This is a genomic window from Devosia sp. P2_G7 (assembly GCF_056403495.1).
Genome location: NZ_JBFUFI010000013.1, coordinates 14,987 through 40,410 on the forward strand (window position 1 = coordinate 14,987; position 25,424 = coordinate 40,410).

A 25,424-nucleotide genomic window follows, 5' to 3' on the forward strand; every position below is an offset into this window, starting at 1 on the left:
GGTTGTTAGTCGTTATTGCCAGCCGGTCAGGCGACCGATTGGGATTTGTTGATCTCGGCGGTTTCCACGGCAGCATCGACCACAGTAAGGCCGACGCCGGCTTTCTCCAGCATGGTGCGATCCTCGTCGCGGATGCCGCCATCGGTGATGACCATGGTGATGCGATCGAGCCCGCAAAGGATCAGGCTGGAGCGCCCCTCGAACTTCGAGGAGTCCGCCAGAACGATCAGCTCTTCGGCCTGCCCGATCAGCGCCAGTTCGGACTGCACCACCATCGGGTCGGCTTCCATCAGGCCGTGCTGGCCGAGGCCCTGGCAGCCGATGAACATGCGCTTGGCGTAAAAGTGCGAGGCCACCACGCCGCCGAACGGCGAGAGGATGACGTTCTGCTCGCGATAGACGGTGCCGCCCGGAATGACGACGCTGTTGCGCGAATTGTGCAGCAGGTGCTCGGCGATACCGAAGCTGTTGGTGAACACCGAAAGCCGGCGGCCCGTCAGGTAGTGCACCATCTGATAGGTGGTGGTGCCGCCATTGATGATAATCGGCTCGCCGTCCTTGCAGAGGTCGGCGGCGGCGCGGGCGATGGCGCGCTTGGCGCCGATGTTGATCGTCTCATTGACCGAGAACGGCCGGCCCATCAGGCTGCCCTGCTCGGGCGGGTTGATGGCCTCGGCGCCGCCACGCACACGGCGCAGCCGACCCTGCACGTGCAGCGCTGCGATATCGCGGCGAATGGTGGCTTCCGACGTGCCGGTGATATCCACCAGATCGGCCACCGTCGCCAGCGGGCGCGCCTGGACCGCGGCCAGAATGACCCTGTGTCGCTCGGTTTCGTGCAAAGTCTTCTCCCTTACTGCCTCAATTTCACCAAAACCCGTCAGTGTCAATCATTGTGCCGCAGAGAGTGCGACTTTCGGCCCAACTCTGATTGTTATTGAGTGTTTCTGATTGACATGCTCGGGCCTTCGGAGGCATGTCCGATACCAAATCAGGACCAATGCCTACGGGAGGAATATCATGTCGGGGACCGCGCCAGCGCGCCTGCAAAACCTTTGGGACGATGCCAAGGCGGCAGGAATGACCGAGCCGGAACGGCTGGTCTACCGCTCCAACATCCTGGGCTCGGACAAGCGCGTCACCAACTATGGCGGCGGCAACACCTCGTCGAAGATCTTCCAGAAGGACCCGCTGAGCGGCCAGGACGTCGAAGTGCTGTGGGTGAAGGGCTCGGGCGGCGACTCGGCCTCGATCAAGCTCGACGGCTTCTCGACGCTCTATATGGACAAGCTCCGCGCGCTGAAGGGGCTCTATCGCGGGCCCGCGCACGAAGACGAGATGGTCGGCTACCTGCCGCACGCGACCTTCAACCTCAACCCGCGCGCTGCCTCGATCGATACGCCACTGCACGCCTACGTGCCGCACGCCTTCGTCGACCACATGCACCCCGACGCGATCATCGCGATCGCGGCGAGCAAGGATAGCAAGGCGCTGACCAAGGAGATTTTCGGCGACGAGATCGGCTGGCTGCCGTGGAAGCGGCCGGGCTTCGAGCTCGGGCTGTGGCTGGAAAAGTTCTGCCTCGAGAACCCCGGCGCAAAGGGCGTGATCCTCGAGAGCCACGGGCTGTTCACCTGGGGCGATACGCCCAAAGAGTGCTACGAGCAGACCATCAACACTATCAACAAGGCAATCGCCTGGTTTGAGGGCAAGACCGCGGGCAAGGCGGCCTTCGGCGGCCAGGTGGTGGCCCCGCTGCCGGCGGCGGAACGCCGGGCCATCGCGGCGCGGCTGATGCCGAAGATCCGCGGGCTGATCTCCAACGAGTTCAAGATGCTCGGCCATTTCGACGACAGCGCCGCGGTGCTGGAGTTTGTCGGCTCGCGGGACCTGAAGCCGCTGGCGGCGCTCGGCACCTCGTGTCCCGACCACTTCCTCCGCACCAAGATCCGGCCGCTGGTGATCGCGTTCGATCCGGCCAAGCCCGATATCGATGCGGTGGTGGCCGGGCTCGAGAAGGCGACGGCGGATTACCGCGCCGACTACGAGGGCTACTACAACCGCTGCAAGCACCCGGACAGCCCGGCGATCCGCGACGCCAACGCCGTGGTCTACCTGATGCCGGGCGTCGGCATGTTCACCTTCGCCAAGGACAAGGCGACGGCCCGCATTTCGGGTGAGTTCTACGTCAATGCCATCAATGTGATGCGGGGAGCATCTGCGGTTTCGACCTATCAGGGGCTAGCAGAACAGGAAGCGTTCGACATCGAGTATTGGCTGCTCGAGGAAGCCAAGCTCTCCCGCATGCCGAAGCCGAAGTCGCTGGCCGGGCACATTGCGCTGGTCACCGGCGGCGCCGGCGGCATCGGCAAGGCAACCGCGGTGCGGCTGTTGCGCGAGGGTGCGTGCGTGGTGCTCGCCGATATCGACGAGACGGCGCTGGCCGCGGCGAACGAGGAACTGGGCAAGGTGTTCGGCAAGGACTTCGTCCGGCCGGTGAACCTCAACGTCACCAGGGAAGAGGCTGTCATCTCGGGCTTTGCCGAGACCGCGGTGGAGTTCGGCGGTATCGACATCCTCGTCTCCAATGCCGGGCTGGCGTCGTCGGCGCCGATCGAGGAGACGACGCTGGAGCTCTGGAACAAGAACATGGACATCCTGTCGACGGGTTACTTCCTCGTCAGCCGGGAAGCCTTCCGCATGTTCCGGGCGCAGAAGCTCGGCGGCAACGTGGTGTTCGTGGCCAGCAAGAACGGGCTCGCCGCGTCGCCGAATGCCGCGGCCTATTGCACTGCCAAGGCGGCCGAAATCCACCTTGCCCGCTGCCTCGCGCTGGAAGGCGCGTCCGAGCAGATCCGCGTCAATGTGGTGAACCCGGACGCGGTGCTGCGTGGCTCCAAGATCTGGGCTGGCGAGTGGCTCGAACAGCGCGCCTCGACCTACAAGACCGACAAGGAGGGGCTCGAGGAAATGTATCGCCAGCGCTCCATGCTCAAGCTGAGCGTGTTCCCCGAGGATATCGCGGAGGCGATCTACTTCCTCGCTTCGGACATGTCGGCCAAATCCACCGGCAACATCATCAACGTCGACGCGGGCAACGCGCAGAGCTTTACGCGGTAAGCGAGAAAGGCCCCCTCACCCGGCGCTGACGCGCCGACCTCTCCCCTAAAGGGAGAGGTGTGATGGGGCGAGATCGTGCCTTCGCATCACCTCTCTCCCTCTGCGGGAGAGGTCGCCGCAAAGCGGCGGGTGAGGGGGCCTTTTGAACTGAGGGGAGAGAACATGACCGACCAACTCATCGACCAGTCCGTGGTCGACCAGACCAATGATGCCAACCGTAAGGCATTGGACTCGGACTACGCGCATCTCGGCGAGCAACTCAGCCGGCGTGGCATCGATATCGACGCGATCCTCAAGAAGGTCTCGGCCTACACCGTCGCCGTTCCCTCCTGGGGCGTCGGCACCGGCGGCACGCGCTTTGCAAAATTCCCCGGCGAGGGCGAGCCGCGCGACATCTTCGACAAGCTCGAGGACTGCTCGGTGATCAACCAGCTGACGCGCGCCACGCCGAATGTCTCGCTGCACATTCCGTGGGACAAGGCCGATGCGAACCGACTGAAGCAGGCGGCAAGCCGTTTCGGGCTGGGGTTCGATGCGATGAACTCCAACACCTTCTCGGATGCGCCGGGCCAGAAGCACTCGTACCGCTACGGCTCGCTCGCCAACTACGCCAAGGAAACGCGGCAGCAGGCGATCGAGCACAATCTCGAGTGCATCGAAATCGGCAAGACCATTGGGTCGAAGGCGCTGACGGTGTGGATCGGCGACGGCTCGAACTTCCCCGGCCAGGTGAACTTCACCAGGGTGTTCGAGTACTATCTCGACGCCATGAAGGCGATCTACGCCGACCTGCCGGCTGACTGGAAGCTCTTCACCGAGCACAAGATGTACGAGCCGGCGTTCTACTCGACCGTGGTGCAGGACTGGGGCACCAACTACCTGATCGCCACTGAACTCGGCGACCAGGCGCAGTGCCTCGTCGACCTCGGGCACCATGCGCCGAACGTCAACATCGAGATGATCGTCGCCCGGCTGATCCAGTTCAAGAAGCTCGGCGGCTTCCACTTCAACGATAGCAAATACGGTGACGACGACCTCGATACCGGCTCGATCGACCCGTACCGGCTGTTCCTGGTGTTCAACGAGCTGGTCGACGCGGAACTCCGCAAGGCCGACGGCTTCGAGCCGGCCCACATGCTGGACCAGAGCCACAACGTCACCGACCCAATCGAGTCGCTGATCCGCTCGGCCAACGAAGTGCGGCGTTCCTATGCGCTGGCGCTGCTGGTCGACCGCAAGGCGCTTGAGGGATACCAGCAGAGCGACGACGCGCTGATGGCGTCGGAGACGCTGAAGACGGCGTTCCGCACCGATGTCGAGCCGATCCTTGCCAAGGCACGGCTCGATGCGAATGGGGCGATTGATCCGATCGCGGCTTATCGCAGGGCTGGGTATCGCCAGCGCGTCGCGGCCGTCCGCCCGGCGGTTGCTGCGGGTGGCGGCGGCATCGTCTAGTTCGACCACCTCGAAAAGCAAAGGCCCGCCGGTTGGCGGGCCTTTTTCGTTGCAGCGCGGGACCGGATCAGTCCCGCGCGTACATCAACATGCCCGCGTGATAGAGCACGCCGCCGATGAAATCGCCATCGGCCGAGAAGCCGGTGTCGTCGCGATACTCGATGTGGTCGCCCTCGATACGATAGTCGCCCTGATAGGCGACCTCGAGATGGCCGCGGGCTTCGATGTAGCGGCCATTGGGCAGGAGCGCCTGGCGGATCTCGCCGTCCTCGGTGACCCACAGCCCGATGTAGTCGTGCTTGGTGTGCATCTGTGAAACTCCATAAGCGGTGGCGGTGTGCCGGCCTGCCTGTGGCAGGCCGAAGGTGATACCCGCGACCAGCGCAAGCGCGGCGATCAGCACCGCGCCGGCGAACGTCGCGACGATCCGGCGCCTAGCCATTCATGCTCCGCCGCTCGCGGCGGGGCCGCCGCGGCGTCGCGTTCACCTGCTTCAGAAGCTTGTTGGTGATGGCGAGGATGGCCGCGGGCTGCAGGGTCCGGGCGATGTTGGAAAGATCGATGTTCATTTGGGGTCCTCGCTTTCTGCCGCTGATGTTCGTCCATCCGCGGTGACAGCTATATCGCTCACGGGAGCCTCGGAGCGGTAGACCGATCCTCCAGAGTGATTGCACAATCCTCCAAAACATCGTGATCGGTGGTGACTCGTGCACGCGAAGTGCTATGTATCTAGCACGCAGAATGAAGGAATTGGCCATGGATCGCATGGACGAACTCAAAGCGGCGATTGCACAGTTCGCAACGTCCGATGGTATTCAGGCAACGCCGATCGAAGGCATGTCGCTGGTGCGGATCTCGCATCCGTCCGAGCCGATGCATGCCGTGCACCACCCGGCGCTGTGCATCGTGGCGCAGGGGCGAAAGCGCGTCATCGCCGGTGATCGGGTGATGAATTACGACGCGTCGAACTTCCTCGTCGTCTCGGTCGATACGCCGGTGATCGGCCAGGTGGTCGAAGCGACGCCGGAGGAGCCGTACCTCTGCGTGAAGCTGGAACTCGATGCCGCCGAGATCGGCGCGCTGCTGATCGAGGTCGGCGGCGTGACCGCAGCCGCGGCAGCCGACGCCGAGCCGAGCGTCACGGTCAGCCCGATCATGCCCGAACTGCTCGATGCCGCCATCCGGCTGGTGAAGCTGCTCGAGCGGCCGCAGGACCTCGCGGTGCTCGGCCCGATGATCAAGCGCGAGATCCTCTACCGGCTGCTGCGCTCCGACCAGGCGACCAAGCTGCAGCAGATCGCGCTGGCCGAGAGCCGGCTGCAGCAGGTCAATCGCGCCATCGGCTGGATCAAGTCCAACTTCCGCGACAGCTTTGCCATCGAGACGGTGGCCATCGAGGCGCGGATGAGCCCCTCGGCGCTGCATTTCCATTTCAAGGCGGTGACGGCCATGAGCCCGCTGCAGTACCAGAAGCAGCTGCGGCTGCAGGAAGCGCGTCGGCTGATGCTGTCGGAAGCGCTCGACGCAGCGACCGCCGGCCACCGCGTCGGCTATGACAGCCCCAGCCAGTTCAGCCGCGAGTACGCCCGCACCTTCGGCGCGCCACCGCTGCGGGATGTGGCGCGCCTGAAGGCCGGCGACCTACTCTCGGCCGGCTGACCGTCTAGCCGGCGAGTGCCACCCTCCGCTTGAGGCCGAACCCCGAAAGGAGCAGCGCCAGCAACGTTGCGCCGACCGGCACCGCCAGCGCCAGCCGGATCGCCTCGAGTTCGGCGGCGGGTCCTTAACTGCTGCGCGCCCTCGACGGCATCAGCCATCGCATGCTGGCAGCCACGCTGCGGCAGCTCGAGCGCGACGCTGTTCCAGACGCTATTGAAGCTCGCCGAACGGACCGAGGCCAACCAGTCGGTCATCGAGCACTCGCGCGCCCGTTTCGACGCGGTCGCCGCCGAGCGGTGAATGTGGTCGGCCTCGATGACCTCATGTCCTGCGAGTTGTCACCGCGCCGCAACACAGCTTAAGCGGCCTGCTTAAGCCCACATAAACCGGCCACATTTAACTTGGATAGCCAAGGGGACCGCGCTGGCCGAAGACCCGGAATTTCGGGTTGGCTTGGGCTTGGCGAGACGGTCGGATCGCCCCATGGCGTCCGCATGCTGTCCCTCGACAGGGAACCGGCTGCCGGACACTCGCCATGCGCAAAAAGAATGCCGGGGCCCTGTACATGGATTTCCACGTTTCGCCTGATGATCGCGTCGGCGCCACGCCCAAGAAGGGCACGCGTTCGGAGCGAACTGCACCGGCGAAGAAAGCCGCACGCGGCGCCCGGATCGAACCCGGCTTTGGCGACGGCGACATTCGCGTCGACGACGAGCGCCAGGAGCGCGCTCCGCGCGGCAAGGCCCCGCGCGGACGTGCGCCGAAGGCCAAGAAGACCCGTGGCGGCCGGCGCGAGCGGCGGCCGCTTACGCTGTTCGGCGTCATCTGGAAGCTCATCTCCTGGCTCTTCATCCTCGGCATCTGGGGCGCCCTCGCCCTGGGCGCAGTGGTGGTCTACTACGCGGTGCAGCTGCCCTCGTCCGACACCTGGAAGGTGCCCGACCGCGCCGCCAATATCCGCATCGTCGCGGCCAACGGCCAGCTGATCTCGAATCGCGGCAAGACCGGCGGCGAAGCGGTGTCGCTGCGCGAGCTGCCCTATTATGTGCCGGCGGCGTTCGTCGCCATCGAAGACCGGCGCTTCTACGACCATTTCGGCATCGACGTGGTCGGCCTTGTCTCCGTGGCGCTCGAAAGCGTCCAGGCCGGTGAAGTCACCCGCGGCGCCTCCACCATCACCCAGCAGGTGGCCAAGAACCTCTTTCTCACCCCCGACCAGACGCTGGGCCGCAAGGTGCAGGAAGCGCTGCTCGCCGTCTGGCTTGAGCAGAACTACTCCAAGGACGACATCCTCGAGCTCTACCTCAACCGCATGTTCTTCGGCCACGAGTCCTACGGCATCGAGGCGGCGTCGCAGCGCTATTTCGGCAAATCGGCGCGCAACCTGTCGCTCGGCGAAGCGGCGATACTCGCCGGCTCGCTGCAGGCGCCGTCGCGACTCAACCCGCAGGGCAATTCCGACGCGGTGAAGACCCGCCAGGGCCTGGTGCTCGCCGCCATGGCCAAGGAAGGCTACATCACGCCGGCCGAGAGCAAGGCCGCCGCGATCGACCCCAACCAGACTGTGCGCACCAAGGTGGTGGGCGGCGAATCCTACGTCGCCGACTGGGTCGAGAGCCTTATGACCGCGTATCTCGGCGAAGTGAAACAGGACGTGATCGTTCACACCACGATCAACTGGGACCTGCAGAAGGAAGCAGAATTCGTGGTGAAGGAAGCCGTGGCCAACCACGGCGCCGAGATGAAGTTCACCCAGGGCGCCCTGGTGGCCATGGACGTCGATGGCTCGGTGCGTGCGCTGGTCGGCGGCGTCGACTACCAGCAGAGCCAGTTCAACCGCGCCGTCACCGCGCGCCGCCAGCCGGGCTCAACCTTCAAGCCGTTCGTCTACCTGGCCGGCATGGAGAAGGGCTATACGCCCGACACCATCGCCACCGACGGCCCGGTCGATATCGGCGGGTGGAAGCCGGAGAATGCCGACGGCAAGTATGGCGGCGACATGACCCTGCGCCAGGCGCTGGCGCTGTCGCGCAATACCGTCTCGGCGCTGCTCGCCAACGATGTCGGCCCCGACAAGGTGGTTGAAGCCGCCATGCGCATGGGCATTTCCTCGCCGCTGCAGGCCGTGCCCTCGATTGCGCTCGGCACGCAGGAAGTCTCGCTGCTCGAACTCACGGCGGCCTATGCGCCGTTCGCCAATGGTGGCATCGGCGTCATCGCCAACGTCATCACCCGCATCGAAACGGCGGACGGCAAGGTGCTGTATGACGCTGTCGCCGCCGGTCCGGGACGGGTGATCGAGCCCAACATCGTCGCCGAAATGAACGACATGCTGCATGCGGCGGTCGAAATCGGTACCGGCAAGCGGGCCCAGCTCAACGGCTGGCCGATGGCCGGCAAGACCGGCACGTCGCAGAAAGCCCGCGACGCGCTGTTCGTCGGCTACACCTCGCGCATGGTGGCAGGCGTCTGGCTCGGCAACGACGACGACGTGGGCACCAAGCTCTCTGGCGGCAACGTGCCGGTGGAGATCTGGAGCCAGTTCATGACCAAGGCCCACGAGGGCATTCCGGTTGCCGAACTGCCGGGCGCCATGACCCAGCCTGGCACGGAACAGCAGCAGCTGCAGCCCATGGAACAGCAGCAGACCGAACGGCCAAGGCGGACGCTGGTGGATCTCCTGGGCGATATCTTCGGGGGCTGAGTCGCTCCTCGCTGACGCTCGAAGCGGCGATGCTGGCGCATCGCGTACCATCGCTCGCGATGCGCGCTTGGAGCGTTTGCGACGAGCGGCAGCTACTCCAGCCCATACCCCATCAGCACCTTGCCGTGGGCCTTGAGCCAGGCCTTGCCCTTGGTCATGTCGGGCAGCGCCTTCTCGACGGTTTTCCAGAAACTCGGCGAGTGGTTCATGTGGACGAGGTGGGCCACCTCGTGGGCGGCGACGTAGTCGAGCACGAATGGCGGGGCGAGAATCAGCCGCCAGTTGTAGTTGAGCTTGCCCGATGAGGAGCAAGAGCCCCAGCGGGTGGCCTGGCTGCGCATCGCTACCGATTTGACCTCTACCCCGAGCGCCGCCGCATGCACGTCGGAGCGCACCGCTAGGTCGCGCTGGGCCTCGGCCTTCAGCCATTCGGTCAGCCGGCGCGGGATATGTGCCGCTTCGCCCGGCACCAGCAGCGACAGCTCGCCATCGATTTCGGACACTTCCACCCGCCCACGCAGCCGGCCGGTGGCATGGATGCGGTGGGGGATGCCGCGCAGCGGCACCACCTCGCCATCGGCAAAGGCGGTGCGGGGTGCGCTGCGCTTCAGCCGCGCGGCGAGCCAGCCGCGATGGCGGTTGAGAAAGCCTTCGGCTTCGGGCCAGCGTCCGGTCTTGGGCAGCGTCAGCACCGGGTTGCCGTGATGCGGCACGGTGAGGCGATAGCTCCGCGCCCGCGGGCTCACCTTCACCGTGATCTCGACCGGCTCATCGTCGATGAGGAGCGTGGTCGCGGCCGGCACCTTCGGCGCCTTGGCGGGGAACAGGAAGTTCATGGGCCGATCATCGCTGATTCGAACTGATCCCCGACGACAAAAAAGCGCCCCGCAAGGGGGCGCCAGTCGTCAGGAGGACAATAAGCGGGAGGGAACTAGACGTTCGTCCCGTTGTTCTGGTCGCCGCCGTAGTTCGGGCGGTTACCGTTCTTTTCGCGCATGAAGCGGTCGAACTCTTCGCGATCCTTGGCCATGCGGAGGTTGCGCATGTACTCGTGGAAGGCGTTGACCTCTTCGTCGAGCCGGCGGCGTTCCTCGTCGAGGCCCTTGAGCTGCTCGGTGCGATAGTCGTCGAACGCGGCGTTGCCGCTCGAATTGCGGAAGCCGTGGTGACGGTACCCGTTGGCGCGGGGACCGCAGTTTTCGGCCCAGGCCCGGGATCGATTGACGAACCCCTGAGCCTTGTCCGCCGAGCCGCCGAACATTTCGCCCCACAGGATGTAGGCGAGAACAGCGAGGCCGAGCGGCCACCAGATGACGAAGCCCAGGACCATCAAAGCTATGGTCAGCGGGCCCCATTGCGGTTTGATAATCGCAGTGTGCATTGGACTTTCTCCCAGTCACGAACAGCTCCGATGTGGTCCCACCGGACTGGGGGTCAAGCGTTTCGCTCGCGCATTTTTGCCCTTGAAATGCCATGCTAGACTTCCCATGCGGGCGGAAACGACATGCCCGGAAAGGATGATTTCATGGCATTGGCGGACTCCTCGGCGGCGATCCTGCCGGGTAACTGGCGCCCTCTCAGGCTCGCGACGCTGGTCGGGCTGCGCTGGCTGGCAATCGCCGGGCAGACCATCGGCGTGCTGTTCGTCGCCTTCGGGCTCAGCTTTCCGCTGCCGCTGACCCAGTGCCTGATGCTCATCGGGCTATCGGTGCTGCTCAACCTGTGGCTGGTGTTCCGGCTGGGCGAGGGCTACCGGCCGTCGCCCACCGTCGCGACGGTGCATCTTGGCTGGGACCTGTTTCAGCTGGCCGCCTTGCTGGCGTTGACCGGCGGGCTGCAGAACCCGTTCTCGCTGCTGCTGCTGGCTCCCGTATCGGTATCGGCGACGACGCTGCCGCAGCGCTCGACGGTGATCCTTGCGACGCTGGCCATCGTCCTTGCCTCCCTCCTCTCGGTGTTCCACTTCGACCTCCCCTGGGATCCCGACTCGCGCATCGTCTTCGACCGCGTCTATGTCATCGGCATCTGGGTCTCGATCATCTGCGGCACCATCTTCATCGCCGGCTATACCAACCGCGTGGCGCACGAGGCACGCCAGCTCGCCGACGCGCTCGCCGCCACCGAGCTGGCGCTGTCACGGCATGAGCAGTTGAGCGCGCTGGATGGGCTGGCGGCAGCCGCCGCGCACGAGCTCGGCACGCCACTCTCCACCATCGCGCTCGCCGCGCGCGAAATCCGCGACGAGGTACCGGCCGGCCCGGTGCGCGAGGATATCGAACTGATCATGTCGCAGGCGGCGCGCTGTCGAGAAATCCTCGGCAAGCTCAGGAGCCTGCGCGAAACGCCGGGCGACCCGTTCGCCGCGGTGCCGGTCTCGGCGCTGCTGGCCGAGGTGATCAAACCGCTCGAAGGCGGCGGCAAGGTGATCTCGGTGCGCACCGGCAAGGGTGCCGGCGCCGAGCCGGTGATCCGCCGCAACGCGGGACTGCTCTACGGTCTCGGCAACCTGATCGACAACGCGGCGCAGTTCGCGCAGCGCGCCGTGCTGGTCGAAGCCAGCTGGGATAAGCAGGCGGTCACCGTCACCATCACCGATGATGGCCCAGGCTTTCCGACGGACCTGATCACCCGGCTGGGAGAGCCGTATCTCACCACGCGGCCGCGCAACGCCGACAGCGGAGAGCCAGGCGGACTGGGGTTGGGCATCTTCATTTCCAAGACTCTATTGGAGCGCACCGGCGCCAAGCTCAGCTTCGAGAACGAGGCTGCGGACGGCCATGCGCAGGTGCGGCTGATCTGGCCGCGCGCGGCAATCGAGCAGGTGTGAGTGTGGCGCGAATGCTTGCGTTCCCCACCGGCGTCATTCCCGCGCAGGCGGGTAGATACCGATTGTGCGTCCCTCCGTATTTTTGACCTTTTCACCAAAAGACCCTACATGAGGCGGCGATGAGCACAGTCGATGAACTCCTTGCGGCCGACCGTACCTTGCTGCTGGTCGATGACGACAAGACCTTCCTCACCCGCCTCGAGCGGGCGATGCAGAAACGCGGCTTCGATGTCCGGATCGCCGACACCGTAGCCGGCGGCCTCGCCGCCGTATCCGAGGCACCCCCGGCCTACGCCGTGGTGGACTTGCGACTCGAGGACGGCAACGGCCTCGATGTGGTCGCGGCGCTGCACCAGAAGCGCGAGGATGCCCGCGCGGTGGTCCTCACCGGCTATGGCAACATTGCCACTGCTGTCACAGCGGTGAAGCTGGGCGCGGTGGACTATCTCAGCAAACCCGCCGACGCCGAGGACGTGATCAACGCGCTGCTCGCCACCGGCAACAAGCCGCCCGAGCCGCCCGAGAACCCGATGTCGGCCGACCGGGTGCGCTGGGAGCACATCCAGCGCGTCTACGAGCTCTGCGATCGCAACGTCTCGGAGACGGCACGCCGGCTCAACATGCATCGCCGCACGCTGCAGCGCATCCTCGCCAAGCGCGCGCCGAAATAAACCTGTCACACTGAGATCAGATAGTTCGCCCGGGAGGCCACGATGACCGTCACGCTACATTTCCACGGGGCGTCGGGCACCGTTACGGGTTCCTGCTACCGGGTGGTGCACCCCAAAGGCCAGTTCCTCGTCGATTGCGGCATGTTCCAGGGCAACAAGACCGTCCGCGATCTCAACTACAAGCCATTCCCGTTCGATCCCAAGGCGATCGACTTCCTGCTGCTGACGCACGCCCATATCGACCATGCCGGGCTGCTGCCGCGGCTGACGCATATGGGTTATCGGAAGCCCATCTGGGCCACGGAGCCGACCAACGGCCTGCTTGAATATCTCCTCCCCGACGCCGCCGGTATCCAGGAGAGCGAGGCGGATCGCGAGACCAGGAAGCGCACCCGCCGCGCCGAGGAACCGTTCCAGCCGCTCTACATCATGGAAGACGCCAACGAGGCGCTGAAGCTGCGCAAGGGCGTCAAATACGAAGAGTGGATCACCCCGGGCCCGGGCGTTCGCGCCCGCTATTGGAACGCTGGCCACATCCTCGGCTCCGCCTCCATCGAAGTCGAGGTGCAGGACAGCGACGGCAAGGCCATCCGCATCCTGTTCTCGGGCGATCTGGGCCCCGACGTAAAAGTGTTCTGGGAGGCGCCCGACGCGCCGGCCGGCTACGACTACATCCTCAGCGAATCCACCTATGGCGGCCGCGAGCGCGAGGATTACACCCTCAAGCAGCGCCAGGAATCGCTGAAGAAGGAAATCAACGAGGCGCTAGCCCGTGGCGGCAACCTCGTGATCCCGACCTTCGCGGTGGAGCGCAGCCAGGAGCTACTGCATGACATCGGCTACCTGATCAAGACCGGCGAGATCAGCCCGAGCCTCGTCTTCCTCGATAGCCCGCTGGCCTCAAAGGTCACCGCCGTCTATCGCAAGTACGCCGCCATGTTCGACGACGTCGAGCTGAGCGCCGACGAGCTGTTCAACGATTCCCGCTTCCGCATCGTCGAGAGCGTCGACGAGAGCAAGGCGATCAACTCGATCCGTGGCGGCGCCATCATCATGTCGGCCTCCGGCATGGCGGACGCCGGGCGGATCAAGCACCACCTGCGCAACAACCTGCCGCGCTCCAACGCCACCGTGCTGTTCGTCGGCTACCAGGCGCCGGGCACGCTCGGCCAGATCATCCAGTCCGGCGCCAAGGAGGTGCGGATCCATTCCGAGCTGGTGCCGGTGCGCGCCCATGTCCGCAGCCTCGGCAACTACTCGGCACACGCCGATCACTCCGAACTCGTCGCCTGGGTGACCAAGCGCCTGCCGGCACATGGCGCGATCTTCTTGACCCACGGCGAGGACGAGGAGCGCGCCGCGCTCAAGGCGGCGCTGATGCATGATGACGGGCTGGCGAGCGACCAGGTGCTGATGCCGTTGCTCGACGATGCGTTCGAGCTGCGGGCCGAGGGGATCGCCGGTGTGGAGCGTCCCGCCGAACGCCGCGTGGACATGACGCAAATCACTGCGGATTGGCACAATGCCTATGCGAGCTTCATCATCGATTTGAGCCACCAGCTACAGGACGCGCCTAGCGATGCATGGCGCATCGCCGTGATGGACTCGCTGAAGGCGACGCTCGCCGGCACCGGCCCGGTGACCCCGCCACTGCCGATGAAGACCCAGGCGGGCAACGCCCCCGTGGTGCACGGGGAGCCGAGCGGGGAGTAGCCGTCAGCCCTTCCGCGGCGCCAGATACCGGGCCAGGTAGAATGCCAGCAGCAGTGGTGGCAGCAGCACGGCGAATGTCACCCGGATCGACGCCACGGTGGCGATCCACCCCATGATCGCCGGCGTGAAGAGCAGCAGCATCTGCTGGCTCATGGTCAGCGCCGCGACATTCTCCGAGGCCGGGCGGTCGCCCAGCCGCGCCGCCGCCGAGGTGGAGAGCGGAAACGACACGCAAACGCCGAAGCCGATCAGCGTGAAGCCAACGAGCGCCACGATCAGGTTAGGCGAGAACACCACCAGCAACAGCCCTACCAGCGCCGTCAGCGTCAGCGTCCGCGCCAGCCGCACCGGACCCCAGCGCGTGACCCCGCGATCGCCCAGCAGCCGGCCGATCGACTGCGCCGTCATGAAGGCCGGGAGTGTCAGCGTATCGACCCAGTCCGGCGCGACGAAGCTGTCGCGCATGAAGATCACCGACCAGTTGCGCAGGCCGCCCTCGAGCAGCGATGCCGCCACCGCATAGCCGAGCAACAGCAGCGTCATCGTCGTCGGCAACGCGATACGGAAGCCCTTGGCGGTTGGGGCATGCGGCCGCGCCGGGGCCGCCTGCATCGGCCAGGCGAACAGCGCCAGCCCGACCAGCACCGGCACCAGGATGATGGCAAAGTGCACGGCCGGTGCCACATTGGCGCCGCGCATCGCCGTGCCGATCAGCGACGACGTCAGCAGGCCGACGCTCCAGATGCCGTGGCAGGTGTTCATCAGCCGCCGGCCCGCCGCCGCCTCCACCCGGTCGGCCTCGACATTGATCGAGATATTGCTGAGCGCGAACACCGCGCCGAACACCACGAAGCCGAGCCACATGACCAGCAGGTTCGGCGCCAGTGCGATACCGACAAGCACCAGCGCCAGCAGCGGGATGGTGGTGAGGATAATGGCCCGGGTGCCGAGCTTTTCGACCACGAGGCTGGCGAACAGGAAGGTCACGATCGCGCCGGCCGGCTGACCCAGGAGCGCGATGCCGAGTTCTGCTTCGTTGAGCCCGAGCGCCAGCTGCATGTCGGGGATGCGGCTGAACATGCCGCCCTGCGCCAGCGCATGGAGGAAGAACACGATGACGATCGGCTGAGGCAGTTTCACCGGGGCGCTTTCAGCAAGTCCGTGGCCACCGGCCGTCAGAGGTCATTGGGATCCATCAGGACGTGGATGCGGTCGGCGCCGAGCCGCGTCAGCTTCAGCAGCATGGCCTTGCGGCGGGCTGGCGGCAGCGGCGTCTCCTCGGACATGCGGAGGATCGCCGCGTCGTGCCCGTCACCCACCATCAGCCCCTCGCCCGCCGGGAAGATGTCGGGGTCGAGTTCCGGCGGCTTGGCGAAGAAGAAGCGGTCGCAGAATTCCTTGTAGTCCGGCCACTTGCGATCGACCTGGAAGTCGATCAGCGACGACTTGATCTCGACGATCCAGATCTCGCCCTTCGGCCCCACCGCCAGCACGTCGGCGCGCCGGCCATTGGCCAGCGGCACCTCGGCGTAGCAGCAGAAATCATGCGCGTTGCGCAGGAACCGCATCACCCCGCGTTGCACCCTGAGCGCCGTCGGCGATTGCCTGAGATCGACGATCGGCGGCAGCTCAGCCATGGGGCGTGGCTGGCTCCGGTTCGGCCAGCAGCGGCGTCGGCTTGGGCGACAGCGCCCGGATCACCAGCAGCGCCGCGATGATCAGTGGCACGCAGACGAAATACGAGATCCGGATGCCGAAGCTCTGGGCGACGAAGCCGAGCAGCGGCGGCCCGAGGAAGAACACCACGAACGTCATCTGCCCGAGCGAGGCCACATTGACCGACGCCGGCCGGTCGGTGCGCTGCGCCGCCGCCGAAACCGCCAGCGGATAGACCGACGAGCAGCCGAGGCCCATCAGCATGAAGCCGAACAGCGCCACATAGGGGTGCGGCGCGACGCCGACGGTGATCAGCCCGATGGCGGCGATGCCGAGCAACGCACCGGCGACGACCCGCGGGCTGTAGCGCTCGACCACCGGATCCATGAACAGGCGCGCCAGCGCCATGAACAGCGAGAAGATGGTGATCGACAGCCCGCCGACGAATGGCGGCACGTCGAACACATCGCGCATATAGATCGCCGACCAGTCGATACCGGCGCCCTCGACCAGCAGCGGCGCTGCGCCGATCAGGCACAGCGGGAGGAGGCCAACGGTCGGGAAGGCAACGAGCGGCATCTTGCCATCGTGGCTATCGGCGCGCGCCGGAGCGTTCTCGATCTTCGAGAATACGAAGACACCGGCGATCACCACCACCACCAGCGCGAGGAAGGTGTGCATGTGCACGGACACGCCGGCCTGGCGCACGCCGGCCGAGATGAACGCGGTGACGAAGAAGCCGAGGCTCCACATACCGTGCGCGCGGCTCATGATGCGGGTGCCGAGCTGCGCCTCGTGCCGGTCGGTCTCGAGGTTGACGTTGATCTCCAGCGCCCCGGCGAACAGCCCGGCGATGAAGAATATCGGGATCAAGAAGATCGCCGAGGGGATCCACGGCACGATCGCATACATCAGCGAGGCGCCGAAAACCGTGACGAAGGCCGTGGCGCGGGCGCCGTATTTCTCGATCAGCGGGCTTGAAAAGGTCAGCCCGCAGAGCGCGCCGACCGACATGGCGATCAGCGTCAGGCCGAGCTGGCCCTCGGTGAGCTTCAGCGAGCGCTGCAGATCGGGCAGGCGCGACAGCAGCGCCCCCATCGACAACGCGAAGACGAAGAAAATCCCATAGACCCGCTGATGCGGCTTCAAACTAAACATCAATCAACCTCATGCCGGATCGGCTTGGCGCCCAGCGCCCCGGCGAAAACCAGACTTAGAATAACCAAAGGAACGCCGATACCGAAGGACCAGCGGATACCAAAATGCTCGGCAACATAGCCCAGAAGCGGCGGCCCGAAGAGAAAGGCAACGAACGAAATCTGCGCCAGCGACGCGACATTGCTCGCCGCCGGCCGGTCGGTCCGCTGCGCCGCCGCCGACATGGCGAGCGGGAAGATCACCGAGGTGCCGACGCCCATCAGCCCGAAGCCGATCAACGATAGCCAGTCGACGGGCGAGAAGAACACGATCACTGCGCCGAGGCCGAGCACGCTGAGCAGCACGCGCGAGACGATGGTCGGGCTGTAACGCTCGACGAACGGATCGGCGAAGAAGCGCGTCACCGCCTGGGTGAAGGCGCCGAGCGCCACGGCGAACCCGGCGAGGAACGGCGACACCTGGAACTCGTCCCGCATGTAGATCGCCGACCAGTCGATGCCAGCGCCCTCCATGATCATGGCCGAGAGCGTCACCGCCACGAGGATCATGATGGCGAGCGTCGGCGCGGCAAAGCGTGGCGCCTCATCGGTCGAACCGCCGGTGCGGTGCGGCGCCGGGGTGAAGCGGCCGAGCAGCAGCGCGACGCCAGCGATCACCACGGGCACCATCAGCAGCAGGTGCAACTGCACGCTCAGCCCGGTCTGCGCGATCGCCGCGCTGACGATGCCGGCCGAGAAGAAGCCAAAGCTCCAGAATGCGTGCGAGCGGTTCATGATGCGCCGCCCGATCATGTGCTCGGTGCGGTCCGCCTCGAGGTTGAGGATGATCTCGATGCCGCCGATGACCAGCCCGACCGGTACCAGGAGCAGGAAAAAGGCGATCGGCCCGGTGGCGAACGACGCCAGGGCATAGCCCAGCGCCAGCAGCGGGATCAGCGTCAGGATGGCGCGGCGATAACCGAAACGGTCGAGCAGCGGTCCGGCAAAGCTCAGCGAAATGAGCGTGCCGAGCGCCGCGCCGATCAGCCCGAGGCCAAGCGCCCCCTCCTCGATGCCCATGGCGCGCTGGATATCCGGCAGGCGCGGCGGCAGGCTCCCCATGCAGAACGAATAGATGAAGAAGCCGCCATACACCCGCTGCTGCGGCGGCAACTCGATACCGAATCTCATGGTGGGGAACTCGCGGAAAGAAACGCGGGCGACCCTAGTTAAATCGGTTCAATTGGGCAAGTTAGGCTTTGTGATGGGGAGTATTGGTGCCGGACGACTACCCGCTGGCGCCCAGCCACCGGCGTCATCCGCGCGAAGGCGGGAACCCAGTGCGATCTCTCGACATCTGCTGGCGATGCAGCATCCCACTAGGTTCCCGCCTTCGCGGGAATGACGTCGGTGGGTGTGAGATCGCCCGGATAAACTAAATCGCCACCTGCATCTCATCGCGCATCACGCTCACGCCGCGCGATGGGGAGCGGATGATCTCGAGCCTGCGGTATTGGCTGCCGGACCGGCTGTGGGTCCGCTGCGCCCCGCGGTCGGGGCCGAGATAGTCGGCGGTCTCGAAGTACACCTGGGTGTGCTCGACCAGCCGCTCGAGCCGTGCCGTCACCCGCTGTTGCGTGAACGGCAGGGTCAGCACGTCGTCGAAGCCCATCTCGACGCAGGTCTTGATCGCCTCGACCAGCGGGCTCTCTGAGAAATACACCATCGGCGAGAAGCGGATGCGCCGGCTGGGCGAGAAGCGGATGGCATCCGCCACGGCCTTCAGCCCGGCGACGTCATCGACCGCGGCGAAGAGGAAGAACAGCAGTGGCGTCTGCTGCGCCTGGGTTTCGGCCGCGGCCAGGCCGGCATAGGTTTGCACGATCGGAAAACCCAGTCCGCGCGCCAGATCCGCCAGCGCTGCGCCGGGGCCATCCGGCGGGCCGACCACATAGGCACAGGCCCGCATCCTCAGGCACTCCACGATTGCATTCCCGCGCGGAGTATCGGCCCGCGCCGCTTGCCGCGAGGTTAAGACGGCGGGAGGCGCCGCTCGCCCTTGAACAGCGGGCCATGCTCGCGCATCAGCTTGGCGATCCGGTCGGCGACCAGCCGCACTTCCGGCCGGTGGCGGTCCTCGTGGTGCGACACCAGCCATTGCTCGGTCTCGAGTTCGGCGATCGGCGTCGCCACCCGCACCAGCCGAGGATCACTGTCGCCCACGAAGCAGGGAAAGACACTGAGCCCGGCGCCGGCTGCCACCAGTTCGCGCACGCTCTGCACATCGTTGCCGCGCACCCCGATCCGGTCGCCGTGGTGGGCCATCAGCCAGCGGGCCGAAGCGACGTTTGCCGCCTCGCCGGTGATGCCGACAAACAGTCCCGCCTTTATGCCGTTGATCAGATTGAGGCCGGAATAGATCGCATGCGCTACGCGGCCGATCTGCCGGCCGGCGAGATTGGGCTCCACCGGCCGCTCCGACCGTAGCCCCAGGTCGGCGGCGCGGCGCCCGATGTCGAGCTTGCCGTAGGCGGTGGCGAGTTCGACCCGGATGTTGTCGTCTACGTGCCAGAGCTCACCGATATGCCGGGAGAGAAACGCCGAGGTCCAGGTCCCGGCCGAGATGCGGACGATCTTCTCGCCCAGCGTGCCGTCGCGCCAGCGCTTCAGCTCCTGCATAGCGGCTTCGACATCCTGGGCGCGAGCCAGCAGCTCCTCGCCGGCCAGGGTCAGCTGGTAGCCGGTCTGTCGGCGCACGAAGAGCGGCTCGCCGATCTGCTGCTCGAGGGCGGTGACCCGGCGCCCGAGGGTGGCGGCGCTGAGCCCGGTGGTGGCGGTCGCGGCACTCAGTCCGCCCAGCCGCGCCACATCGAGAAACAGCCGCAGGTCGTCCCAGGAGATTGCTTCACCGACGCTCATTTTTCATTCCTGAAAAGCTCGTTGCGAAGCTGATTGTATCGCTTCAAGCCCAGAATGAGCAAGTATGGGTCTCAGGAAAGCACTGAAGCAACAGCGACTTTCCAGCAAGCCGCAAAGCGACAGTCTGGTTACGGCAGCTCAGCTGAGTTGCCGCGAGACGAGATGTTTTGCGCTGATGAAGGAGAAGGAAAATGCTCGGAACACTGTCACGCCGCCTGATCGAATGGTCACGCATCCGCCGCGACATCCGGCGGCTCAAGCAGCTGGACGATGTCTTGCTGGCCGATCTCGGCATCGAACGCGGCTGCATCGCCCACAGCGTACGGACGGGTGAGAAATGAGCCCGACGACGCTACGCATCTGGAACGGGCTCGAGGTCCCGCGCATCGGCATCGGCTGCTGGGCCATTGGCGGCCCGTTCAAGATGGACGGTCGCAACGATGGCTGGGGCGAGATCGACGACAACCAGTCGCTGAGGGCCTTGACGCTGGCCCACGAGCTCGGCGCCCGTCTGTTCGACACAGCCGATGCATATGGCACCGGCCACAGCGAGGAGGTGCTGGGCGAAGCGTTCGGCAACCGTCCGGACGTGGTGATCGCCACCAAGTTCGGCTTCACCCATGACCGGGCGAAGCGCGAGCTAACGGGCACAGACGTCACGCCTGTTTACATGGAGCTGGCGCTCGATGCCTCGCTCAAGCGGTTGAAGCGCGATCGCATCGACCTCTACCAGCTGCATGTTGGCGATGCCTCGGCCGAAGCGATGGACCGCCTGGCACCGGCCCTCGAGCGCCGCGCCGAGTCCGGCGACATCGCCGCCTGGGGCTGGAGTACCGATGACGCGAAAGCCGTGTCGAGGGTGCTGCACTTCCCGCACTTCAAGGCGGTGCAGCAGGGATTGGATGTGTTCCGCGACGGCCCGGAAATGGTGGCGCTGTGCGACAAGCATGGGCTGCCGAACCTGATCCGGTCGCCGCTTGCCATGGGGTTCCTCACCGGCAAGTTCACGGCGCAGTCGCGCGTGTCGACGGACGATGTGCGGGGCGCCGGGCATAGCTGGGTGCGCGACTTCAAGGATGGGCGGCCGTCGGCGGAGTCCTTGCGGAAGCTCGATGCCATTCGCGACGTGCTCACCAGCGGCGGCCGCACGATCGCGCAGGGCGCCCTCGGCTGGGTGCTGGCGCGTTCGCCGCAGACCATCCCAATCCCCGGGTTCAAGACCGAGGCACAGATCCGCGACAACCTGGGCGCGCTCGACAAGGGCCCGCTCTCCCCGGCCGCGATGGCCGAAATCAGTGCCCTGCTTTCGCGGGAACTGGCCTGACGCGAGACGATCAGCAACGACCGCCCCTCGCGTCGATGAAGGAGAACCAAATGTTCGACACTCTCATTGAGCGCATAATGTCCTGGGCACGTATCCAGTCCGGCATCGAACGGCTGCAAGGGCTCGATGACCGCCTGCTGGCCGATATGGGCATCGAGCGGGAACTGATCCCGCAGATTTCCCGGACCGGGATCGTCGTTGCCCATGCGACGCTGGTGGACGAGGCCAGTCGGCCGGCTGTGGTAGCCGCGAGCACGGCACGACCGCCATCGCTCGGCCGAAAGGGCAGCGAATGTAGCACCGTGCCGAGCATGAGCTGAACCAGAGTGGAGCGACGGCCCGAGGGGCCGTCGCTTCCTAGTCAAAGGAACACACAATGAAAAAGCACCAGTTCGGCATGATCGGCGAGGTTAGTCGCCTGACCCTGGGCGGCGGCGGCATCGGCCAGGTCTGGGGTCCGACCAGCCGCGAGGAGGGTATCGCCACACTGCGAATGGCGGTCGACGAGGGGATCGACGTGATCGACGCGGCGCCCGGCTACAAGATCTGCGAGGCGCTGATCGGCGAAGCCTTCGAGGGGCGGGTGCCCGAGGGGGTAAAGGTCACCACCAAATGCGGCATCGGCACCATCCCGGATGACCAGGTCTATCCACGTTTCCGTGCGTCGTTGGAGGCGAGCCTCAAGGCCATGCTGCTCGAACGGGTCGACCTGTTCTTCCTCCACAACCAGATCTGCGCCGACGACTTTGTCTACCCGGCGGAGAACGAGCGTCGCGCCGAAATCGCCACCAGCTGGTCGAGCTATCGCGATGCCGTAGTGCCGGCCTTCGAACGCCTGAAGCGCGAGGGGCTGATCGGCGGCTGGGGCATCACCGGGGTCAGCGTTCCCGAGACCATCCTCGATGCGCTCGTGCACACGCCGCGTCCGGATGCCGTGCAGGCGGTGGCCAATCTGATGGACAGCCCGGGCGGCCTCACCGGGCTCAGGACACCATCGCGATCGCGCGAGATCATCGCCTCGGCACAGACCAACGGAGTGGGTGTAATGGCGATCCGCGCGGTACAGGCGGGCGCCCTCACCAACAGCTTCGACCGTGAGTTGCGGGCCGACGATCGCGACATGGAGGATTTTCGCCGCGCCGCGCCCTTCCGCGACCTCTGTGCAAGATGGGGCGCCGACCCAGCCATCATCGCACATCGCTACGCGCTTGGCATGGCCGGGGTCGAAACACTGGTGCTCGGGGTCAAGAACCGCGACGAACTGGCGGACGCGCTGGGTGCCGAACGCGAGGGCCCGCTCGAGCCGGCACAGATCGCTGCGATTGACGGTCTCGGGTTGGCCGGGTTGCCGGCCTGAGGCGAACGTCGGGCGTGTCGGCGGATTGTCCAACCCGACACGCGAAACTGCGCACGTAGTAACCCTCACCTCAAGTTCCGCCCTCGCGGGTAGTGTTCCGCCAAGGGGAGGGCCAGCCATGGCACAGGACTTGGAAGCAGGCGATGTACAGGGTTTCGCGCGGTTGCAGGGCCGCCAGCAGCTGTTTGTGCTGGCGGCACTGATCACCGTCTACGCCGCCTTGCCGGTGGTGCTGGTGACGGACTTCATCCTGCAGCTTGCATCGGGGCCCGCCGGGGCGAAGCCGGTGATCGACACGAACGCATTGATCGAGTTCGTCAACCCGCTGGCCAGCGCCAAGGGTAGCGTGCTGGAGGTCTTGCACAAGCTGGTGCTGCCGCTGGCCGCGCTGTTCCTCGGCGCGAACTTCAGCATGCTGCGCAACGGACGGGTGGCCGCCTGGCTGTTTCTCGTGCCGCTGCTGGGCACCATCGCCGCATTGCTCGCCGCCAGCCTGCTGGATGCGTTCCAATCGGTCGAGATCAAGGCACGGTACGCCGGGCTGCCGACGCTGTTCCGGGATGTCGCCAGCAACCTGGGCATCGTGATGATGCTGCTGATCGGCCAGACGCTGGGGAAACAACCATGAGGTCACTTGCGCAGTTTGGACTGTTGGCGCTCGCCGCAACCATCGCCACCGCCGCTTACGCCGAGGACGCTTCGGTTCAGCTGATGGTCTATGTGGAGCCCTCGGGAATTGCCAAGGGCGCCTACGTTTCGTCGGGCGGCGACGAGATCTCGATGGCGTTCACCAAGGATGCCAGTTCCGGGCCGATTGCCTTCACGCCGGGGCTTGTCGATGACTTGCCGGTAAGCCTCACCATCGAGTGGGACAGTCAGAACAGCACCAGCATTCCGGCATTCGTCTTCACCCCGTACTCGGGCAAGAAGATCCCGGTGCGGGTCTACCGGTACAACTTCACGCTCAATGACGCCGACAAGGCGGATGCCCTCTGCTGGCATACGCAGCCGAGCGACATCAAGAGCGCGTTCCGCGCGTTGTTCGGCTGCCAGGAATGGGTCAAGCTGATTGAAAGTGCCGACGAGAAGTGGACCAAGTCCCACCTCAGGGGGCTGCGCGGGTGGTTTGCCGGTTCGTACTACCTGTTCACCAAGGTGCGGCCGATCCACGGACTGGGCCTCAGCCCGTGGGGGTTGCAGCCCGAGCTGGTGGACCGGCTGCGCGAGATCGTGACCGCAGTCGACGAGGGTCAGGAGACCAAGGGCTCGTTCGAGCCGTTTCTGCGCATCCCGGATATTCGCCAGGCACTGACCGAATACGATCGATGGGAATTGCGGCTCTATTCGCTGATTCCGGAGATGATCAACGCTGGCAACCTCGAGGGCGCCAAGGCCCTCAACGACCGGGTCAGTGCCGCCTACGAGCGCTATGCCGGTCCACTCGCGACCGAGGCGATCGACGGCGTGAACCGCAAGAACCTCGACAACAATGCGTCGATGATCGAGCAGCGCCTTGCCGCACAGTGATTTTGGCGGGACGAAGGGGCCGCCGGCGAGCGCCAGCTTTGACGGCCCCGCTTGCCTCGGCTACGCTCCGGCCATGAGCAGGAACCAGGCAGCCTCGACCACCTCTACCACCACCGTGCCGCGGTGGTCGGTTGGCGCATGAACTAGCCCTGTTCATTGACTGCGCAGACCAACCCCGCCCGGATACGAGCGGGGTTTTTCTTGGTCCCGACGTGTCCCAACCCACAAGGACATCGCCGTGAACGAGCACCACAACAAAGCTATCGCCGACCGCGCGCTTGCCGTAGCCGAGAAGGCCCTTTCCAAGCGATACGGCGGTGCCGCCTGCGCCTTCGTCACCGGATCGATCATGCGCGGGCAGGGCACCACAGGCTCGGACATCGACCTGGTCGTCGTGTTCCCCCGCCTCGAACGCGCCTGGCGGGAATCGTTCATCGAAGACGGCTTCCCGGTCGAGGTGTTCGCCCACGATCCCGAGACGCTCGCCTACTACCAGGACAAGGACATCGAGGGCGGTCGTCCAATCATGGCCAATATGGTGGCTTCAGGCGTGGTCATCGGCCCCAACCGCGCTCTCGCCGAGCCGATCCGGATCAGCGCGGCAGAAGCACTCGCGAAGGGCCCTCTCCCGCTTGCCGGGCCCGCCCACGATACAATGCGCTACATGGCCAGCGACCTGGTGGATGACCTCAAGGGAGAGCGGCCGGTTGCCGAGATCGCCGCCATCGCGGCACACCTCTATCCCAGGCTGATCGACCTGATGCTGCTGGGGCGCGGAGCGTGGAGCGGCGTAGGCAAGTGGGGTCCACGGCTGCTGCGACGGCTCGACAGTCAGCTCGCCGACAGCTTCGACGAGGCTTTCCGCGCGGCGGTCCACGGCAACGCCACCGCCCTCGTCGCACTGGCCGAGGCGGAGCTCGAGCGCCATGGCGGGTACCATTTCGATGGCTACAGCCAGCAAGCGCCGCTGGAGGCACGCATCGCTGCCAGCACTCCCGGCAACTGAGGTCCGCCCGCTACTTCTGGTCCCAGCCGACAATAACCCCATCTTCGAGGGTGACCTTGTCGCGGTAGCGGTCCTTGGCCACCGGGCGGTATTTGAAGACCTGCTTGATCTTGGTCTTCATCACCTTTTCCTCGATCGAGGCGGGCTCGCCCCAGCTGTCGCGCAGCTGTTCGGCGGTCATGCCCTGCCAAATGGTCTTCGAGATCAGGGCGTCGACGAGCTTCTCGTCGGCATATTTCTGCATCAGGCGGGCGTAGCGGCTACGCTTCGCCAGCGCGATCGCGACGAACCACAGCACCGCGATCGCGACAATGACGAGAATGCCCGCGACGAGCCATTCCATCGCCGGC

At 65.6% G+C, this 25,424-nt stretch carries 26 protein-coding genes; 14 read left to right on the forward strand and 12 right to left on the reverse strand.

Annotation, left to right across the window (positions count from 1 at the left end; all coding sequences use genetic code 11):
* Nucleotides 1-26: 26 nt before the first annotated feature.
* Entirely contained in the window at nt 27-842 is an 816-nt protein-coding gene (locus tag AC1DWU_RS19010) for a DeoR/GlpR family DNA-binding transcription regulator (RefSeq protein ID WP_477151575.1), read from the reverse strand.
* A gap of 178 nt (nt 843-1,020) precedes the next feature.
* On the opposite strand from AC1DWU_RS19010, the gene AC1DWU_RS19015 reads away from it, so the two are divergent.
* Together AC1DWU_RS19015 and rhaI are read left to right on the forward strand one after the other, a co-directional pair.
* Entirely contained in the window at nt 1,021-3,120 is a 2,100-nt protein-coding gene (locus AC1DWU_RS19015) for a bifunctional rhamnulose-1-phosphate aldolase/short-chain dehydrogenase (protein ID WP_477151576.1), read from the forward strand.
* 162 nt (nt 3,121-3,282) lie between these two features.
* The gene (gene rhaI / locus AC1DWU_RS19020; protein ID WP_477151577.1) at nt 3,283-4,575 is read left to right on the forward strand and encodes an L-rhamnose catabolism isomerase; all 1,293 of its coding nucleotides are present in this window, start codon (nt 3,283-3,285) and stop codon (nt 4,573-4,575) included.
* A gap of 67 nt (nt 4,576-4,642) precedes the next feature.
* On the opposite strand, the gene AC1DWU_RS19025 is transcribed toward rhaI, so the two are convergent.
* Both AC1DWU_RS19025 and AC1DWU_RS19030 read right to left on the reverse strand, forming a co-directional pair.
* Nucleotides 4,643-5,017, reverse strand: coding sequence for an Atu4866 domain-containing protein (locus tag AC1DWU_RS19025; RefSeq protein ID WP_477151578.1), 375 nt, complete (start codon nt 5,015-5,017; stop codon nt 4,643-4,645).
* On the reverse strand, nt 5,010-5,144 hold the full coding sequence (locus tag AC1DWU_RS19030) for a hypothetical protein (RefSeq protein WP_477151579.1): 135 nt from the start codon (nt 5,142-5,144) through the stop codon (nt 5,010-5,012). The genes AC1DWU_RS19025 and AC1DWU_RS19030 overlap by 8 nt, the downstream gene beginning before the upstream one ends.
* A gap of 187 nt (nt 5,145-5,331) precedes the next feature.
* Between AC1DWU_RS19030 and AC1DWU_RS19035 the strand changes: the two genes are divergently transcribed.
* Together AC1DWU_RS19035 and AC1DWU_RS19040 are read left to right on the forward strand one after the other, a co-directional pair.
* A complete protein-coding gene (locus AC1DWU_RS19035) occupies nt 5,332-6,234 on the forward strand; it encodes an AraC family transcriptional regulator (protein ID WP_477151580.1) in 903 nt (300 codons plus the stop codon).
* Nucleotides 6,235-6,769: 535 nt separating this feature from the next.
* Entirely contained in the window at nt 6,770-8,938 is a 2,169-nt protein-coding gene (locus AC1DWU_RS19040) for a transglycosylase domain-containing protein (protein ID WP_477151581.1), read from the forward strand.
* A gap of 92 nt (nt 8,939-9,030) precedes the next feature.
* Here the strand turns inward: AC1DWU_RS19040 and AC1DWU_RS19045 are convergent, their stop codons facing one another.
* Nucleotides 9,031-9,774, reverse strand: coding sequence for a M48 family metallopeptidase (locus AC1DWU_RS19045; protein WP_477151582.1), 744 nt, complete (start codon nt 9,772-9,774; stop codon nt 9,031-9,033).
* A 95-nt stretch (nt 9,775-9,869) separates the two neighbouring features.
* Nucleotides 9,870-10,319 carry a DUF2852 domain-containing protein gene (locus AC1DWU_RS19050; protein ID WP_477151583.1) on the reverse strand — a complete coding sequence of 150 codons (450 nt, stop codon included), beginning with the start codon at nt 10,317-10,319 and terminating at the stop codon, nt 9,870-9,872.
* Between the two features lie 144 nt (nt 10,320-10,463).
* Here AC1DWU_RS19050 and AC1DWU_RS19055 point away from each other — a divergent pair, with 144 nt between their 5' ends.
* The 3 genes from AC1DWU_RS19055 to AC1DWU_RS19065 all read left to right on the forward strand — a co-directional run bounded on the left by AC1DWU_RS19055 (nt 10,464) and on the right by AC1DWU_RS19065 (nt 14,149).
* Complete coding sequence (locus AC1DWU_RS19055) at nt 10,464-11,765, forward strand: ActS/PrrB/RegB family redox-sensitive histidine kinase (RefSeq protein ID WP_477151584.1); 1,302 nt, start codon at nt 10,464-10,466, stop codon at nt 11,763-11,765.
* A gap of 119 nt (nt 11,766-11,884) precedes the next feature.
* Nucleotides 11,885-12,436, forward strand: coding sequence for an ActR/PrrA/RegA family redox response regulator transcription factor (locus AC1DWU_RS19060; protein ID WP_055047327.1), 552 nt, complete (start codon nt 11,885-11,887; stop codon nt 12,434-12,436).
* 42 nt (nt 12,437-12,478) lie between these two features.
* Nucleotides 12,479-14,149 carry an MBL fold metallo-hydrolase RNA specificity domain-containing protein gene (locus AC1DWU_RS19065; protein ID WP_477151585.1) on the forward strand — a complete coding sequence of 557 codons (1,671 nt, stop codon included), beginning with the start codon at nt 12,479-12,481 and terminating at the stop codon, nt 14,147-14,149.
* Between the two features lie 3 nt (nt 14,150-14,152).
* Here AC1DWU_RS19065 and AC1DWU_RS19070 read toward each other — a convergent pair whose 3' ends face one another.
* The 6 genes from AC1DWU_RS19070 to AC1DWU_RS19095 form a co-directional block, all read right to left on the reverse strand.
* Nucleotides 14,153-15,289, reverse strand: a complete 1,137-nt coding sequence (locus AC1DWU_RS19070) for an MFS transporter (RefSeq protein ID WP_477151586.1) — start codon at nt 15,287-15,289, stop codon at nt 14,153-14,155.
* A gap of 35 nt (nt 15,290-15,324) precedes the next feature.
* Entirely contained in the window at nt 15,325-15,786 is a 462-nt protein-coding gene (locus AC1DWU_RS19075; protein WP_477151587.1) for an MmcB family DNA repair protein, read from the reverse strand.
* Nucleotides 15,779-16,963, reverse strand: a complete 1,185-nt coding sequence (locus tag AC1DWU_RS19080; RefSeq protein WP_477151588.1) for an MFS transporter — start codon at nt 16,961-16,963, stop codon at nt 15,779-15,781. Before AC1DWU_RS19080 ends, AC1DWU_RS19075 begins: the two co-directional genes overlap by 8 nt.
* Nucleotides 16,963-18,132, reverse strand: coding sequence for an MFS transporter (locus tag AC1DWU_RS19085; RefSeq protein WP_477151589.1), 1,170 nt, complete (start codon nt 18,130-18,132; stop codon nt 16,963-16,965). The genes AC1DWU_RS19080 and AC1DWU_RS19085 overlap by 1 nt, the downstream gene beginning before the upstream one ends.
* A gap of 244 nt (nt 18,133-18,376) precedes the next feature.
* Entirely contained in the window at nt 18,377-18,910 is a 534-nt protein-coding gene (locus AC1DWU_RS19090; protein ID WP_477151590.1) for a response regulator, read from the reverse strand.
* Nucleotides 18,911-18,972: 62 nt separating this feature from the next.
* Entirely contained in the window at nt 18,973-19,860 is an 888-nt protein-coding gene (locus AC1DWU_RS19095) for a LysR family transcriptional regulator (RefSeq protein WP_477151591.1), read from the reverse strand.
* Nucleotides 19,861-20,051: 191 nt separating this feature from the next.
* On the opposite strand from AC1DWU_RS19095, the gene AC1DWU_RS19100 reads away from it, so the two are divergent.
* The 7 genes from AC1DWU_RS19100 (at nt 20,052) to AC1DWU_RS19130 (ending at nt 25,074) form a co-directional block, all read left to right on the forward strand.
* Nucleotides 20,052-20,201 (forward strand): YjiS-like domain-containing protein, encoded by a 150-nt coding sequence (locus AC1DWU_RS19100; RefSeq protein WP_477151592.1) that lies wholly within the window; start codon nt 20,052-20,054, stop codon nt 20,199-20,201.
* Nucleotides 20,198-21,184, forward strand: coding sequence for an aldo/keto reductase (locus AC1DWU_RS19105; RefSeq protein WP_477151593.1), 987 nt, complete (start codon nt 20,198-20,200; stop codon nt 21,182-21,184). The genes AC1DWU_RS19100 and AC1DWU_RS19105 overlap by 4 nt, the downstream gene beginning before the upstream one ends.
* A 50-nt stretch (nt 21,185-21,234) precedes the next feature.
* Complete coding sequence (locus AC1DWU_RS19110) at nt 21,235-21,504, forward strand: DUF1127 domain-containing protein (protein WP_477151594.1); 270 nt, start codon at nt 21,235-21,237, stop codon at nt 21,502-21,504.
* Between the two features lie 56 nt (nt 21,505-21,560).
* A complete protein-coding gene (locus AC1DWU_RS19115) occupies nt 21,561-22,541 on the forward strand; it encodes an aldo/keto reductase (protein ID WP_477151595.1) in 981 nt (326 codons plus the stop codon).
* A gap of 118 nt (nt 22,542-22,659) precedes the next feature.
* Nucleotides 22,660-23,169: a hypothetical protein gene (locus tag AC1DWU_RS19120; RefSeq protein ID WP_477151596.1), complete on the forward strand. Its 510-nt coding sequence runs from the start codon at nt 22,660-22,662 to the stop codon at nt 23,167-23,169.
* The gene (locus tag AC1DWU_RS19125) at nt 23,166-24,068 is read left to right on the forward strand and encodes an SH3 domain-containing protein (RefSeq protein WP_477151597.1); all 903 of its coding nucleotides are present in this window, start codon (nt 23,166-23,168) and stop codon (nt 24,066-24,068) included. Before AC1DWU_RS19120 ends, AC1DWU_RS19125 begins: the two co-directional genes overlap by 4 nt.
* Before the next feature lie 238 nt (nt 24,069-24,306).
* Nucleotides 24,307-25,074 (forward strand): nucleotidyltransferase domain-containing protein, encoded by a 768-nt coding sequence (locus AC1DWU_RS19130; protein WP_477151598.1) that lies wholly within the window; start codon nt 24,307-24,309, stop codon nt 25,072-25,074.
* A 10-nt stretch (nt 25,075-25,084) separates the two neighbouring features.
* Here AC1DWU_RS19130 and AC1DWU_RS19135 read toward each other — a convergent pair whose 3' ends face one another.
* Nucleotides 25,085-25,417 carry a hypothetical protein gene (locus tag AC1DWU_RS19135; RefSeq protein WP_477151599.1) on the reverse strand — a complete coding sequence of 111 codons (333 nt, stop codon included), beginning with the start codon at nt 25,415-25,417 and terminating at the stop codon, nt 25,085-25,087.
* Nucleotides 25,418-25,424: the final 7 nt, after the last annotated feature.